Source organism: Nakamurella endophytica, from assembly GCF_014646215.1.
Taxonomy (GTDB): Bacteria; Actinomycetota; Actinomycetes; order Mycobacteriales; family Nakamurellaceae; genus Nakamurella; species Nakamurella endophytica.
On the sequence record NZ_BMNA01000003.1, the window covers coordinates 527,638 to 542,743 of the forward strand.

General features: G+C 72.9%; 13 protein-coding genes. 9 read left to right on the plus strand and 4 right to left on the minus strand.

Annotated features, from left to right (window positions below):
* The first annotated feature begins 147 nt into the window (after positions 1 to 147).
* Complete coding sequence (locus IEY37_RS09615; protein WP_188941302.1) at positions 148 to 1,509, plus strand: sensor domain-containing phosphodiesterase; 1,362 nt, start codon at positions 148 to 150, stop codon at positions 1,507 to 1,509.
* 123 nt (positions 1,510 to 1,632) lie between these two features.
* Here IEY37_RS09615 and IEY37_RS09620 read toward each other — a convergent pair whose 3' ends face one another.
* Positions 1,633 to 2,268, minus strand: coding sequence for an RNA 2'-phosphotransferase (locus IEY37_RS09620; RefSeq protein ID WP_188941303.1), 636 nt, complete (start codon positions 2,266 to 2,268; stop codon positions 1,633 to 1,635).
* Between the two features lie 49 nt (positions 2,269 to 2,317).
* Positions 2,318 to 2,947, minus strand: a complete 630-nt coding sequence (locus tag IEY37_RS09625) for a hypothetical protein (RefSeq protein WP_188941304.1) — start codon at positions 2,945 to 2,947, stop codon at positions 2,318 to 2,320.
* Between the two features lie 663 nt (positions 2,948 to 3,610).
* On the opposite strand from IEY37_RS09625, the gene IEY37_RS09630 reads away from it, so the two are divergent.
* Positions 3,611 to 4,417, plus strand: coding sequence for a hypothetical protein (locus IEY37_RS09630; protein ID WP_188941305.1), 807 nt, complete (start codon positions 3,611 to 3,613; stop codon positions 4,415 to 4,417).
* A gap of 696 nt (positions 4,418 to 5,113) precedes the next feature.
* A complete protein-coding gene (locus tag IEY37_RS09635) occupies positions 5,114 to 6,526 on the plus strand; it encodes an MFS transporter (RefSeq protein WP_373298304.1) in 1,413 nt (470 codons plus the stop codon).
* A 16-nt stretch (positions 6,527 to 6,542) separates the two neighbouring features.
* On the opposite strand, the gene IEY37_RS09640 is transcribed toward IEY37_RS09635, so the two are convergent.
* Both IEY37_RS09640 and IEY37_RS09645 read right to left on the minus strand, forming a co-directional pair.
* Positions 6,543 to 7,397, minus strand: a complete 855-nt coding sequence (locus IEY37_RS09640) for an NAD(P)-dependent oxidoreductase (protein ID WP_188941306.1) — start codon at positions 7,395 to 7,397, stop codon at positions 6,543 to 6,545.
* Between the two features lie 48 nt (positions 7,398 to 7,445).
* Positions 7,446 to 8,486 carry an Lrp/AsnC family transcriptional regulator gene (locus IEY37_RS09645; protein ID WP_188941307.1) on the minus strand — a complete coding sequence of 347 codons (1,041 nt, stop codon included), beginning with the start codon at positions 8,484 to 8,486 and terminating at the stop codon, positions 7,446 to 7,448.
* Positions 8,487 to 8,655: 169 nt separating this feature from the next.
* On the opposite strand from IEY37_RS09645, the gene IEY37_RS09650 reads away from it, so the two are divergent.
* From IEY37_RS09650 to IEY37_RS09675, 6 genes are read left to right on the plus strand one after another with little or no spacing between them, the layout of a single operon-like run.
* Positions 8,656 to 10,260: an amidohydrolase gene (locus tag IEY37_RS09650; protein WP_188941308.1), complete on the plus strand. Its 1,605-nt coding sequence runs from the start codon at positions 8,656 to 8,658 to the stop codon at positions 10,258 to 10,260.
* An 18-nt stretch (positions 10,261 to 10,278) separates the two neighbouring features.
* Positions 10,279 to 11,238: an ABC transporter permease gene (locus IEY37_RS09655; protein ID WP_188941309.1), complete on the plus strand. Its 960-nt coding sequence runs from the start codon at positions 10,279 to 10,281 to the stop codon at positions 11,236 to 11,238.
* Positions 11,235 to 12,104 (plus strand): ABC transporter permease, encoded by an 870-nt coding sequence (locus IEY37_RS09660; RefSeq protein WP_229674231.1) that lies wholly within the window; start codon positions 11,235 to 11,237, stop codon positions 12,102 to 12,104. The genes IEY37_RS09655 and IEY37_RS09660 overlap by 4 nt, the downstream gene beginning before the upstream one ends.
* Entirely contained in the window at positions 12,101 to 13,234 is a 1,134-nt protein-coding gene (locus tag IEY37_RS09665; protein WP_188941310.1) for an ABC transporter ATP-binding protein, read from the plus strand. Before IEY37_RS09660 ends, IEY37_RS09665 begins: the two co-directional genes overlap by 4 nt.
* Complete coding sequence (locus IEY37_RS09670) at positions 13,231 to 14,250, plus strand: ABC transporter ATP-binding protein (protein WP_188941311.1); 1,020 nt, start codon at positions 13,231 to 13,233, stop codon at positions 14,248 to 14,250. The genes IEY37_RS09665 and IEY37_RS09670 overlap by 4 nt, the downstream gene beginning before the upstream one ends.
* Positions 14,247 to 15,104 carry a polysaccharide deacetylase family protein gene (locus IEY37_RS09675; RefSeq protein ID WP_188941312.1) on the plus strand — a complete coding sequence of 286 codons (858 nt, stop codon included), beginning with the start codon at positions 14,247 to 14,249 and terminating at the stop codon, positions 15,102 to 15,104. The genes IEY37_RS09670 and IEY37_RS09675 overlap by 4 nt, the downstream gene beginning before the upstream one ends.
* Positions 15,105 to 15,106 lie beyond the last annotated feature (2 nt).

The window sequence follows — 15,106 nt, forward strand, 5'->3', positions numbered from 1 at the left end:
GAGGGTCGCGCAAGCAGGGGTGGGCTGCGTGCCGGTGTTGTCGGCCTGTGTCGCCGGGGTAGAACAGCCTGCCCCGTCGGCTGGCGGCCGCACCGACGCGGCGACGCGGCGGTCCGGCCGACGGTGCCGCAAAGCCGTGGAGGCACTGTGGAGCGTGTCGGTTCGGCCGTCGACCCGGTCCCCGGCCTGGCATCCGCACCCGGTCGGGGTGCCGCCGAGCTCGGTGGAGTGCTGGCCGGCGAGCTCGTGCGCAGTGTCTACCAGCCGATCGTCGACCTGGAGTCGGCGGCGGTGGTGGGCTACGAGGCGCTGGCCCGCGGGCCGGTCGGCCCGCTGCGGAACCCTGCGGCGTTGCTGGCCGCAGCCCGCGCGGAGGGCCTGCTGGCCGAGCTGGACGATCTGTGCCGCCGTGCCGCCCTGCGGGGTGCGGCCCGGGCAGGCATCACCGGGCCGCAGACCCTGTTCGTGAACGTCGAACCCGAGGGCATCCGACCTGCGGCGCTGGACGATCTGCTCGTCCGGTCCGCGGATGCCGGGTTGCCGCTCGTCCTCGAGGTGACCGAGCGGTCGCTGGCCGCGAACCCGGCGCAGCTGCTCGCCACGCTGGCCCGACTGCGGCACGCCGGGTGGCGGGTGGCGCTCGACGACGTGGGCGTGGACGACAGCACCGTCGGGTTCATGTCGGTGCTCCGGCCCGACATCGTGAAGCTGGACCTCGGGCTGGTGCACCGGCGGCCGGGGGCGCGGACCGCGGCGGTGCACTCGGCCGTCCAGGCCTACGCCGAACGGCACGGAGCGGTCGTCCTCGCCGAGGGCATCGAGACCGAGGAGCACCTGTCGATGGCCCGGTCGCTGGGGGCCACCCTCGGCCAGGGCTGGCTGTTCGGCCAGCCGGCGGACACCGCGATCCGCGGACTGGTCCCCGGGGTGCTGGCGCTCCCGGCGGCGGCCTCTCCGCTGCCGCTGACAGGGTCGCCGTTCGACTGCCTCCCGGAGGGCACGCCGCTGCGCACCGCGGACAAGCGGCTGCTGGTCGAGATCAGCCGGTACCTCGAGGAGCAGGCGGCGGGATTGGGCGCGGCCGGCATCCTGGTGTCGACGTTCCAGGAGCGCGTCCACTTCGACAGCGACACCGCCGACCGGTACCGGGATCTGGCCGCCGCGGGCCCGTACGTGGCCGCGGTGCACGAACCCCGTCCCGACGGCCGGTTGCGGCGGGAGTGGGCCGTCGCCGTGCTGTCGCCGCATTTCGCCGCGGCGCTGCTGGGTCGCGACCACGCGGGGGAGCAGGGCGGGAACGACGCCGGCGCTGCGCGCCTGTTCGACTATGCGATCACCCACGACCGGGATGCGGTCGCTGCGGCCGTGCACCTGTTGATGACCCGTCTCGTGCCGGTGCGGCCGGACGGCACCGGCCACCTGGTCGACCTGTTCCGCGAAGGTTCAGCCATGACGGGCGACGACGTGCCGCGCCAGCGCAGCAGCCGGGTCGCCGCCGGCCGGCCCTGACGGCGTTCGATCGGCGCCCGCCGCCGGGCGGGACGGCGCGACGCCCGTGACCCGGACGGCGGGGCGGCGCGGCGCCCGTGATCCGGCCGGCCGCCGGGATCAGGGGTGGTCAATCCGGTCGATTCAGTCAATCCGGTCCGCCCAGCCGCGCCCGTCGTGCCCGGCCGGCGGGTCGGACAGGAGCGACAGGAAGTCGGGCGAGACCGCGTCCGTCAGCCAGACCCCGTTGCCGGTCAGGAAGAACGCGTGCCCGGCCGCGGCCATTGCGGCGCTGTCCACTCGCAGCACCACCGGCCGGCCGCGCCGGCCACCGACGGCCAGGGCGGTGGCGACGTCGGCGCTGAGGTGGACGTGGTGCCGTCCGCGCGGCAGCAGTCCGTCCCGCCGGATGGCCGCCAGGGCGCGGGGCACGGTGCCGTGGAACAGCGCGGCAGGTGGCGGACGGGCGTCGAGGCCCAGGTCGACCGGCACCGTGTGACCCTGCCGGGCCCGGATCCGCCGGTGCCCGTCGTCGGCGTTGTCATCGCCGTCGTCGCCGTCGTCGTCGTCGTCGAAGGCCAGGCGCTGCTTGTCGTTGCGTGCGACGACCTCGTCCAGCAGCGCCCGGTCGATCGGCACGCCGTGGGCCCGCAGACCGGCGAGCAGCGACTCGGTGTCCGCCCAGCCGTGTGGGTCCAGGTCGATGCCGACGGAAGCCGGGTCGTGCCGGAGGACGTACGACAGCCGCTTGGACAGGGCCCGCAGCTCGCGGTGGTCCATCGCCCCGTCCTTGCCTCGGGCTGGGTGTCGCTGCGGTCGGTCGCCGACGTCAGTGGTCGCCGTCCACCAGGACGGTGCGGTACTCGCCGACGGTGGCGGCGGTCGTCGTGGTGGTCTCCAGCGGTGGGTCCAGCGTGCCTCCCGCTCCGTTGGTGGCCGTCCAGCGCACCTCCCACCGGGCCGTCGCGGTGATCGGCCAGCGACCGCTGCCACCGGTGCGATCCGGGGTGGAACGCCAGTGGAAGCGGTACCCGCACGCGGGCGGAGCCGATCCGGCCGCACCGGACGCCGGTGCCGTACCCGGGCCGGCGCAGGTGACGGTCGCGGCACCGGAGCCACCGCCGTCCGGGTCCCCGACGGGCTCGCCCAGCGACCACGTCGTCGAGGCCAACGTCGCCGTGGCGGTGACCGACAGGCCCCGCGCGGTGACGGTCTTGGACAGCTGACCCGGGTCGTCCACCCACAGCCAGGTCCACAGCTGGACGGCCAGCCGGTCGGGATCGGGGCCGAGGTGGATCGTCGGGTTGGGGATGGGCAGCTCGCCGTAGGCCTGGCGGGCCAGTTCCTCCGGATCCGGCGGCGGCGCGACCGGCGCAGCGCCGGCGTCCGCCCAGGTGTATCCCGCGACGGAGAAGACGCCCTGCCCGGTGTCCCGGTCGAGATCGTCGGGGCACGACACGCGGTACAACGTGCCCTTGCTCTGGTCGTGCCCGGCGAAGTAGGACGCGGTGAGCGCCGAGTACGCGACGGGCTCGTACCAACACGGGTCGGGGGTGGGCGAGGAACTGGATTGACCGCGGCCTACGTCCTGCGGTGGCTTCGCCGTAACGCCGGAGCTTCCAAGGTCGAGCTCAATGGTGGCTTTGGAGCCACCGAACCCGGAGTATCCGTCTACGCTAACCGGCGGCGGTGGGTCGGCCATTCGGTCGAGTTCGATCCTGAGGGCACTCAGCACCATTGCTCCCACCAGTGCAGTCGTAAACAACATCCTCAGCACTGAGTGCCCTTAAGAAATTGAACCTGTACCACTCGCCATGAGCCGTCTCGGGACTGGTTCAAGATGCCCCGGAAGTTCACTCGAGGCCGACCGACAGTCAGCTTCTGCTTCGTTGCCACACGATAGGTACCAAACTCGGACTCATCCACGCAATCGCCAATTGACGCTGTTTCGCGACCGTCAATCTTCGGTCCCCAATAAGGTCGGTGACCCATCTGCCCGTAATTATCTACTCCGTCTTTCGACGCAGCGGCCGCCTGCGCAAGTAGTGTCGAAACTAAACTGCCCGTTGCTACTCCGTCGAGTGCGGATTTCCAATCCTGCTTGGGAAGCTTCAATAAGTTGTTGTACACATCCCAAAACTTGAGCCACGCCTTCTCCACCGCCGCCCGGTCCGCAGCCTCCCGCGCAGTGATGGACGGGCCGCCGCCGGAGGACGTGGACGTCCGGGTCCCGGTCGGTGTGCCTCCGCCGGAGCCGGCCGAGCCGGTGGCGGTCGGTGTCGACGGCGACGCGGTGGACCCCGACGCGGTGGACCCCGACGACGAAGCGGTGGTGGCGCCCGACGTCGCCGTCCCGGACGGGCTCGGCTGGGTGGACGGGGGCAGGGACCGCGTCGTCGGCGTCACCGAGCCGGACGTCGCCGAGCCGGACGGCACCGAGCCGGACGTCGCCGAGCCGAACGTCCCGCCGGTCCCGGACGCGCCGGACACCACCGATGACGTGCCGGAGCCCGTGCCGGCAGCGGTCGTCGGCCCCCCGGAACCGGACAGCGTCTCGACGCTGCCGGCCGGCGTCAGCGCGGAGGTCGACGGGGCGCCGCCGGCCGACCCGCTCGTGCAGCCGGCCAGCATCAGGGCCGCGCCGAGCACCACGGCCAAGGCCGGTGATCTGCACAGACGTTGCGGCACCGGATCGTCCCTTCCCGTCGAGAGACGTCGACCGTACCCAGGACGAGGCCGTCCCGAGCGGGTCAATTCGGGCGCTGTGGACAACCCACGGGACGACGGCAACCGTGCCCGAGGAGCCGTCCGGGCGCGGCGATCGGGTGGCTGGCGGTCGTCCGACCCGGTGGCGGGCCGAGGGAGAACGACGACCGATCGCGGGGACAGCCCCCGGACGACGACGCGGTGCGCGCGAGGGCGGCGGTGAGAGCAAGGACGCCGCAGGTCACGGGAGTGGAACCGGCGGCCGTGGCAACCTCATTTGGTGATGCGCACGAACGAACAGACCCCGGTGCCGGACGACGCCGCGGCCGGACAGGTCCACGGGCGGCACCGGGCAGCCGGTGAGCACGTGACCGGTCGGCATGCCCGTCCGGAGACAGCAGCCCTCCCGGCCGACGCGGGCCCGGCCTCCGGCCCAACGCCGGCCGTGGCCGGTCACGCCCCGAGGCATGCTGCGCATCCGGCTCCCGCCGACGGCGACGCCCGCGGGTCTGCGCCCGCCGGCGCCCACCCGCTGGCCGGACAGCCGGACGGCACCCCCAGCACCAACGGCACCGACGGCACCGACGGCACCGACGGCACCGGTCCGTCCGGGGCCGGCCGGACCGGCACGGCCACGGTCGCGGTGACGGCGCCGGCACCGGACGCTCACCCGGGCGTCTCCGCCGGCGGCGGAGACGCCACCGCGGACGTCGCCCGAGGGCCGTCGGACCGCGACCTGGACCGGGCCGACCGCGACTCCGGCGGCCCGGCCACCGCAAGCGGCCCCGCCGACCGCAGCAACGGCCCGGCCGACCGCAGCAACGGCTCCGCCGACCGCAGCACGAACGGCTCCGCCGACCGCGGCACGAACGGCTCCGACCACGACTCGGACGACCGCCGGCGCTGGCGAGCGCTCGCCGTGTGCCTGGTCGGCAGCTTCATGGTGTTGCTCGACGTGTCGATCGTGAACGTCGCGCTCAGGTCCATCTCGCAGGGGCTCGGCGCGTCGGGCGAGGGCATCCAGTGGGTGCTCTCCGGCTACGCGCTGACGTTCGGGCTGCTGCTCGTCCCGGGTGGCCGGCTCGGCGACGTGCGAGGCCGGCGCGCGCTGTTCGTCGGCGGCCTGATCGCCTTCACCGCGACCAGCGCGCTGTGCGGCGCGGCGCAGAACGAGACCTGGCTGGTGGTGGCCCGGCTCCTGCAGGGCCTGGCCGGCGGCCTGCTGACGCCGCAGGTGAGCGGGCTGATCCAGCAGCTCTTCCAGGGCCGTGACCGCGGCCGGGCCTTCGGCATGCTCGGCGCCGTCGTCGGGATCTCCACCGCGCTGGGCCCGCTCATCGGCGGCCTGCTGATCCAGGCGTTCGGTGAGGCCGAGGGCTGGCGGTACGTCTTCTACGTCAACGTGCCGGTCGGCCTCATCGCCCTGCCCTTCGCCTTGAAGCTGCTGCCCGGCGCACCGGACGACAGCAAGAAGCGGCACGACTACGACCCCGTCGGCGTGGTGCTCCTCGGGCTCGGCGTCGTCGTGCTGCTGCTGCCGTTCGTGCAGGAACAGCAGTGGAAGGGTGCCGTCAAGTGGCTGCTCGTCCCGCTGGCTGTCGCCCTGCTCGTCGGCTTCGTGCTCTGGGAGCGCCGCTACGCCCGCCGCGGCCACGAGCCGATGGTGGACCTGCACCTGTTCCGGCTGCGGTCCTTCTCGTTCGGCTCGTCGATGATCTCGTCCTACTTCGCCGGCTTCACGCCGCTGTTCTTCGTGCTGACCCTGCTGCTGCAGGCGGGACTGGGCTACTCGGCGCTGCTGGCCGGCGTCACCTCGGTGCCGTTCGCGATCGGCTCCGGGATCGCCGCCCCGATCGCCGGCAACTTCATCCACCGGTTCGGTCGCCCGCTCATCGCGATCGGCCTGGTGCTGGTGGTGCTCGGCTTCGGCGGTGTCCTGCTGGCCGTGCACCTGGTCCCCAACGGGCACGTCGGCTGGGCGCTCATCGCACCGCTGCTGGTCGGCGGCCTCGGCTCCGGCATGGTCATCTCGCCCAACCAGACGGTGACCCTCTCGGAGGTGCCGGTGCAGCAGGGTGGCACCGCCGGCGGCCTGCTGCAGGTCGGCCAGCGGATCGGCGCCGCGATCGGCATCGCGGCGGTCGGGTCGGTCTTCTACGGGCAGCTGGCCGACAGCCGGGGTGACTACCCGTCGGCCCTGCAGGGCGCGCTGTGGATCTCGATCGGCTTCCTGGTGCTGGCCCTGCTGGTCACGGTGGCGGACCTGGTCGTGGACCGGCGCGCCAGTGCAACCGCAGCGGCCGGCCGGGAGCCGGCCGCCGCGGCCGCCTGACCAGCCGGCCGCCCGATCAGAAGCCGGAGATCACGGCGGCCATGTCCTGGCCGCCGTGGCCGGCCTCCGCTGCGGCGTCGTACCGGGCGCGCACGGCTGCCAGCAGTGCGTCCGACACCCCGGTCGACGTCGCCATGGACTGCATGAGCTCGAGGTCCTTGCGTACGCCGTCCAGGGCGAACGACGGCGGCTCGAACGAGCCCGCCACCATCTGGCCGCCTTTGAGCTGCAGGTACGGCGAGTCGGACGGGCCGCCGCCGAGGGAGTCCAGCACCAGCTGCGGGTCCAGTCCCGCGGCCCGCGCCAACGCCAGGGCCTGGGCGCCCGCCGCGTTGATGCTGGCGACCCACGAGTTGCACGCCAGCTTGAGCGCGCTGGCCAGGCCGAGCTCGTCGCCGACCCAGACGGTCCGCGACCCGATCGCGTCGAACACCGGCTGCGCGGCCGCCCGCAGCTCGGGGTCGCCGGACGCCAGGACCACCAGCTTGCCGTCCGCGGCGGGTTTCCGGGTGCCGAGCACGGGCGCGTCCAGCAGCCGGACGCCGGCGTCGGCGGCGGCGCGACCCACGGCCGCCATGCCGGCCGGCCCGATGGTCGACGCCTGCAGCACCACGGCCTCCGGCCGCAGCCGGTCGGCGACCTGCGCCAGGACGTCCAGCACCGCAGGGGCGTCGAACAGCATCAGCACCACGGCGTCCGCCGCGGCCACCGCGTCCCCGGCCGAATCGGCGACCGTCGCGCCGTCGTCGGCCAAGGGCTCCGCCCGGCCGCGCGTCCGGTTCCACACGGTGACGTCGAACCCGTCCCGCAGCAGGGACCGCGCCATCCCGACGCCCATCACACCCGTACCCAGCACCGCTACAGAGGTCATGCCGGTCAGGTACCCCGAATGCCGGCGCTCGTCCCGTCGGCCGGCCGGTCAGCCGGCCTCGGCGTGCGGGAGCAGGTCGTCCCAGATGTTGATCGGGACGACGCCGACCGCCCGGCCCTGCTCGTCCAGCAGCCGGCCCATCCGCTTGACCTGGCGCAGCACGATCAGCCGGTCCATCACCTCGAAGTCCGTGGCCTTGGCGGCGATGGCCATCTCGAGCCGGTGGACCTCCTCGACGGTGCGCAGCCAGGCGCAGAGCGCGAGGCTGGGCCGGGCCGCCACCGTCGCGGTCAGCCGCGCCTGCGGGAACCGGCTGATGATCCGCGCCGTCTCGTCCAGCCGCTCGACGGGCGCGTCCGCCCACAGGTAGACCTGCACCGGCCAGTTGACGGCGAAGGCGTTGACGTCCGTGCGCAGGAGGATCACGCCGGCGTGCAGCAGCCGGGACATGTGCCGGCGGGCGGTGGTGACGCTCGTCCCGGACCGCTCGGCCAGTTCGACGAACGACGCCCGCCCGTTCAGCGCCAGGTGCGTGAGCATGGACTTGACCTGCTCGCTCGGCTGCTCCGGCGGGATCGCCACGTCCTCGGACATCTGCTGCCGGCGGATCTGCTCGAGCCGCCGCACCGCCGGGTCCTCGAGCACCCGCAGCCGCCACGCCGAGCCCTCGGAGTAGATCCGGGTGGCGATCCTGGCCCGCGAGCTCTGCACGTTCTCCACGCACGACAGGTGCTGCAACAGGTAGTGCGACATGGTCCGCAGGTCGACGGCCGCGACCGTGACCAGGATGTCGGCGCTGCCGGTCGTCAGCTCGACCGTCACCGCCAACGGGTGCGTGGCGATGGCGGTGGCCACCCCGAGGACGTGCTCCGGCCGGCAGGTGATCTCGACGTAGGCGACGCACTGGGCGTTGTGCCGGGCCATGCCCGGCGCGGCGGTGACCCAGGCCGTGCCGTCCTCGACCAGCTCCGCCCAGCGGCGGGACGCCGTCACCGGCGCCGTGCCCAGCACCCCGCCGACCGCCGCCCAGGGCGCCCGGGGAGCGAGTTGCAATGCGTCGACCAGCCGCAGTTCGTCACGGGTCAACATGGTCGATTCACCACCGATCCGGTGCCTTGGTGGACGATCCGTGCGCAGACATGGCGTTGTAACAAACGAATCCTAGCGTCCTCCCCTGATCGACGGAGTTCCAAGGGAGGACCGGTCTTGCCCCTGCACCACGTGTCCCGCGCCCCTCGCACCGCCGGGTGGCCCACCCATGCCTGAGCAGCTGCTGCTGGCCAACGCCACCGTGCTCACCATGGACGGCGCGGCGCCCGAGGCGTCGGCGGTCGCCGTCTCCGGCGACCGGATCGTCGCGGTGGGGGACCGGGACACCGCACGGGCCGCGCTCGACGGCGCCGTGCGCGAGGTCGACCTGGCGGGCGCGACCGTCGTCCCGGGCTTCATCGACGCGCACCACCACCTGATGACCCTGGGCTTCTGGATGTCGCAGATCGACTGTGCCGCACCGGCCGTCGGCTCCGTGTCGGAGATCGTGGAACTGGTCCACCGCCGGGCCGCGGACACCGCGCCGGGCGAGTGGATCCGCGGCCGCGGGTACGACGACAACAAGCTGGCCGAGCGCCGCCACCCCACCCGCTGGGACCTGGACGCCGTCAGCGACGGCCACCCGGTGATGATCCGGAACGCCAGCGGCCACATGTCCGTGGTGAACTCGGTCGCCCTGCAGGCGGCCGGCATCACCCGCGACACCCCGGACCCGGTCGGCGGTCACATCGACGTCGACGCCGACGGCGAGCCCACCGGGCTGCTGCAGGAGACGGCGCAGGAGCTGCTGGGGGTGCCGTTCCTGCCCACAGACCAGGGCGAGCTGCGCCGCTACCTGCACACCGCCGGCAAGGCCTACCTGGCAGCCGGCGTGACCAGCGGGCACGAGGCCGGCATCTTCGCGCCCGGCGAGTTCACCGTGCTGCAGGAGGCCTGGGCCGACGGCACGCTGGCGCTGCGGACGTACATGATGATCCGGACGCCGATGCTCGAGGCGCTGGAGGGCGTCGGCTTCCACACGGGTTTTGGCGACGACATGCTGCGCGTCGGATCGATCAAGATCATCTCGGACGGCTCGCTGATCGGTCGCACCGCGGCGGTGTGCCAGCCGTTCCAGCACGCCGCCGAGGACGACCTCGGGCTGGCCATGTTCGACCCGGACCAGCTGAACGACCTGGTGTGGCGGGCGCACAGCCGCGGCTGGCAGCTGGCCATCCACGCCATCGGCGACCGCGCGATCGGCATGTGCCTGGACGCCTACGACGCCGCGCAGGCGCGGCTGCCGCGCCGCGACGCCCGGCACCGGATCGAGCACTGCGGCGTGCTGCGCCCGGACCTGATCGAACGGATGGCGCGGACCCACGTCATCCCGGTCGGGCAGCCGCCGTTCATCGCCGAGTTCGGCGACGGGTTCCTGCAGCACCTCGGGCCCGAACGGTGCCGGCTCACCTACCCGTTGCGGTCCCTGCTCGACGCCGGTATCCCGGTCGCCGGCAGCTCCGACTCGCCGGTCTCCTCCTACCAACCGCTGATCGGCATCCAGGCGGCGGTCACCGAGAAGACACTCTCCGGGAACGACTTCGCCCCGGCCGAGGCGCTGACCGTCGACGAGGCGCTGGCCCTGTACACGCGCAACGCCGCCCACGCCGCGTTCGACGAGAACGTCAAGGGCACCATCACCCCTGGCAAGTACGCCGACTTCGCCGTGCTGGGCAAGGATCCGCGGGCCGAGCAGCCCGATGACATCGCATCGATCCCCGTCCTGGCCACGATCAGGGGAGGACAGTTTGTCTACGAATCAGCGATGGTCTGAGCGCCGGGTGGGGTCCCGGTGACGGCGCGGCTGGCGTACGTCGGCCGGCGGATCCTGCTGACCATCCCGGTCCTGATCGCCACCAGCATCTTCGTGTTCCTGCTGATCCGGCTGGTGCCCGGCGACCCGGTGCAGACCATGCTCGGCATCCGCGCGACCCCGGACAACGTGGCGACGGTCCGGGCCCAGCTGGGGCTGGACAAGCCGCTGCCCGAGCAGTACTGGACCTGGATCACCGGCGTGCTGCACGGCGACCTGGGACAGGACTTCATCAGCCACGAGCCGATCACCAGCCTGCTCGGCGTCTCGCTGCCCATCACCCTCGAGCTCACCGTGCTGGCCATGCTGCTGGCCGTGCTGGTCGGGGTGCCGCTGGGCGTCCTGGCCGCCGTCAAAGGCCGGTGGACGCGGCGGATCAGCGGCGGGTTCGTCGTCGCCGCCATCAGCATCCCCGAGTTCTGGCTCGGCATCATGCTCGTGCTGCTGTTCACCGGGGTGCTGCACCTCCTGCCGCCCAACGGGTGGGTGCCGATCACCCAGGACGTCGGCCTCAACATCACGTACATGATCCTTCCGGTGCTGGCGCTCGCCCTCGGCCAGACCGCCTACCTGCTGCGGACCACCCGGGCCGCGATGCTGGGCACGGCCGGCGAGCCGTACGTCGCGTTCCTGCACGCCAAGGGACTGCGGACGCGGACCGTCATCTACCTGCACATGCTGCGCAACGCCTCCGGCCCGATCGTCACGGTGGCCGGCATCCAGTTCGGCGTGCTGCTCGGCGGTGCCATCGTCGTCGAGAACCTGTTCGCGCTGCCCGGAGTCGGCCGGATGGTGGTCGGCGCCATCAGCAACCGCAACTACGTCGTCGTCCAGGGCGGCGTGCTCGTCATCGCGACCCTGTTCATCCTGGTCAACCTCCTGACCGACATCGTCCACGGGCTGCTGGACCCGCGCGTGGAAGAGGCGGTGGCCCGGTGATCGCCCTGGAACCGGTGACGGTGACGTCCCGGCGGCGGCGCATCCCGATGCCGCGGTGGGGGGGCCGCGAGGGCATGGCCGGCTGGATCATCCTGGGCGTGCTGGTGCTGGTCGCGCTGCTGGCGCCGGTGCTCGCGCCGCACAGCACCGAGGCCATCGACGGCTCCCGGATCTTCGGCGCCCCCGACTGGTCCCACCCGTTCGGCTCCGACGATCTCGGTCGCGACGTCTTCAGCCGGGTGCTGTACGCCTACCGGGCATCGCTGTCGATCGCCATCGGATCGGTGCTGCTGGCCATGGCCGTCGGCATCCCGATCGGCCTGATCGCCGGGTACGCCGGCGGCTGGACGGACCTGGTGCTGATGCGGGCGGTGGACCTCCTGCTGGCGTTCCCGGCGCTGCTGCTGGCCATCTCGCTGATCGCCATCCTGGGACCGGGCGGGCTGGTCGCGCTGCTCGCCATCGCGATCATCTACGTGCCGATCATGGCCCGGGTGGTCCGCAGTTCGGTGCTGGTGGTCCGGAACCAGCCGTACGTCCTGGGGGCCCGCGCCCGGGGCGCCTCGCACTGGGCCATCGTCCGCGGCCACGTGCTGCCCAACGCGATCGGCCCGGCGCTGGTGCAGGCCAGCGTGCTGATGGCCTTCGCGATCATCATCGAGGCCGCGCTGTCCTTCCTGGGGCTGGGCGCCCAACCCCCCACGCCGGAGCTGGGCCTCATGCTGGCCGAGGGCAACAACTACCTGACGCAGGCGCCGTGGGTCGAGATCTTCCCGGGGCTGGCCATCGCGCTGAGCGTGCTGGCGTTCAACCTCATCGGCGACGGGCTGCGCCGCAGCTTCGATCCCGGGCAGCTGGCCCGATGAGCGCGCCGCTGGAGAAGGACGGGCAAGAGGACGGGCAGAAGGGCGGAACGGTGGGCGCAGCGGTCACCGCATCTCCGACCACCGCGTCCTCGACCACCGCGTCCTCGACCACCGCGTCGGCGACCGCCGCGCCGATCCTGGCGTTCGACGACGTGCGGGTGGACTACCGGGGCCGGTCCTCGACGGTGTCGGCGGTGGCCGGCGTCTCGCTCGAGCTGCGGGCCGGCGAGACGTTCGGTCTCGTCGGCGAGTCCGGGTGCGGCAAGACGACGCTGTCCATGGCGGTCATGGGGTTGCTGCCCGACCGTGCCCAGGTCTCCGGCGAGATCCGGTTCCGCGGCGAGGACCTGGTCACCATGCCCGCCGGCCGCCGCCGGCGGCTGCGCGGCGACGACGTGTCCATGGTCTTCCAGGACCCGGCGACGTCGCTGGACGCGACGTTCCCCATCGGCGAGCAGGTGGCCGAGACCATCCGGGCGCACCGGTCGGTCAGCCGCCGCGAGGCGAGGGATCGGGCGCTGCAACTGCTCGCGGAGGTCGGCATCCCTGATCCGGCCGCCCGGTACAGCGATCCGCCGCACCGGCTCAGCGGCGGCATGCGCCAGCGGGTGGTCATCGCCGCCGCCCTGGCCAACGACCCGGACCTGCTGCTGGCCGACGAGCCGACCACCGCGCTGGACGTCACGATCCAGGCGCAGATCCTGGACCTGCTGGCCCAGCTCAAGCAGCGTCACGGCATGACCATGCTGCTCATCACCCACGACCTGGGTGTGGTGGCGCAGATCTGCGACCGGGTGGGCGTCATGTACGCCGGCCAGCTGGTCGAGGTGGCCCCGGTGGACCAGCTCTTCGCCGCACCTCGCCATCCGTACACCCGGGCGCTGCTGCAGGCGCTGCCCAGCCGGGCGCAGCGGTCGGGGCGGCTGGCGGTCGTCGAGGGTCAGGTGCCGGACCTGTCCGAGCCGCCCAGCGGCTGCCGGTTCAAGGAGCGCTGCCCGCACCGGATGCCGGTGTGCGACACGACGCCGGCGGCCACGCCCGCGGGCGCCGGGTCGGTGGCCTGCTGGCTGGAGACCGTGGACCGGGCCACCAACGTCGAGCTCGCCGAGCAGGTCGGAGGTGCGGCATGACGGCCACCGAGGCGCCGCTGCTGGAGGTGCGCGGCGTCGTCAAGACGTTCCCCGCCGGCGGGTTGCTGCACCGCCGGGTGGTGCACGCCGTCGACGGCGTGGACCTGCACGTCCGGCGCGGCGAGGTGCTGTCCCTGGTCGGGGAGAGCGGTTCCGGCAAGAGCACTCTCGGACGCTGCATCGCCGGGATGAGCGCACCCGACTCCGGGTCCATCCTGTTCGACGGACAGGACGTGGCCGCCCTGGACCGGGCCGGCCGGGTCGAGTTCCGCCGCCGGGTGCAGCCGGTCTTCCAGGACCCGCGGGCCTCGCTGGACCCGCGCTGGCCGATCGCCCGGACCATCGCCGAGCCCCTGGTGGCCAACGGCATGGGCGCCGCGGCCGCCCGGGACGCCCGGGTGGCCGAGCTGATGTCCCTGGTCGGCCTGCCCCGGCACCTGGCCGACCGCCGGCCGCGTGAGCTCTCCGGCGGTCAGCAGCAGCGGGTGGCGATCGCCGCGGCGCTGGCCCTGGAACCCGAACTGCTCGTCGCCGACGAACCGGTGTCCGCACTGGACGTCTCGGTGCAGGCGCAGATCCTGAACCTGCTCGCCGAGCTGCGCGAGCGGCTCGGCCTGGCCCTGCTGTTCATCGCGCACGACCTGGGCGTCGTCGAGTACCTGTCGGACCGGGTGGCCGTCATGTACCTGGGTCGGGTCGTCGAGACCGGCACCGTGGACGACATCTTCGAGCAGCCGCAGCACCCGTACACGCGGGCGCTCATCGACGCCATCCCGCACCCGGACCCGCAGCGGCGCATGACCACGGCCCGGTTGGCCGGCGAGATCCCCAGCCCCATCGCACCTCCCTCGGGCTGCCACTACCACACCCGGTGCCCGTGGGCGGTCGACCGCTGCTCGGTCGAGCGTCCCGGGCAGACACCGTTCGGCCCCACCCACGAGGCCGCCTGCTTCGTGGCGGCCGAGCACCCCTTCCCACCCCGCACGTCCGTCACTCTCCAGAAAGGCACGCTGTGACCAGCTCTCCGGACTCCTCGTCCGCCGGACCCGAGAACCACCGCCTGACCGTGTGCCTGAGCTTCGACTTCGACGCGGAGTCGGCATGGCTCGGGTCCTTCAAGACGGACACGCCGTCGGCGCTGTCCCGCGGCGCGTACGGCGCCAACGAGGGCGTGCGCCGGGTGCTGGCCCTGCTCGACAAGTACAGCGTCCCGGCCACGTTCTTCATCCCCGGCGACTCCGCCGACCGGCACCCGCAGGAGACCAAGGCGATCGCCGCGGCCGGGCACGAGATCGGCCACCACGGCTACTGCCACGAGCCGCCGCCCGGGCTGACCCTGGAGGAGGAGCGCACCATGATCGAGCGCGGCCTCGACGCGCTCGACCGGCAGGTCGGCGTGCGTCCGCGCGGCTACCGCTCCCCGGCGTGGGAGCTGTCGCACAACACCTTCTCGCTGCTGCAGGAGTACGGCTTCGAGTACGACGCCAGCCAGCTCGGCGCCGATCGCCCGTACTGGGTCGAGGACAAGGGCGAGCGCACCTCGCTCGTCGAGATCCCCGGTGCCTGGGAGCTGTGCGACTCGTCGCTGTTCATGTTCGCCTTCAGCCCTTCCTACCTGCGTGGACTGGCGGCGCCGTCGCACGCGCAGGAGCTGTGGCAGGGCGACTTCGACGGCCTGTACGAGGAGGACAGCGACGCCTGCTACGTGCTGACCATGCACCCGCAGATCATCGGCCGCCCGCACCGGATCGCGCTGCTGGAGCGGCTGATCCGGCACATGCAGGGCTTCGACGGCGTCTGGTGGGCCCAGATGGGCCAGGTGTCCGACTACTTCCGGGCGCGCCAGCAGGCCGCCACCACCGCGGGCTGACC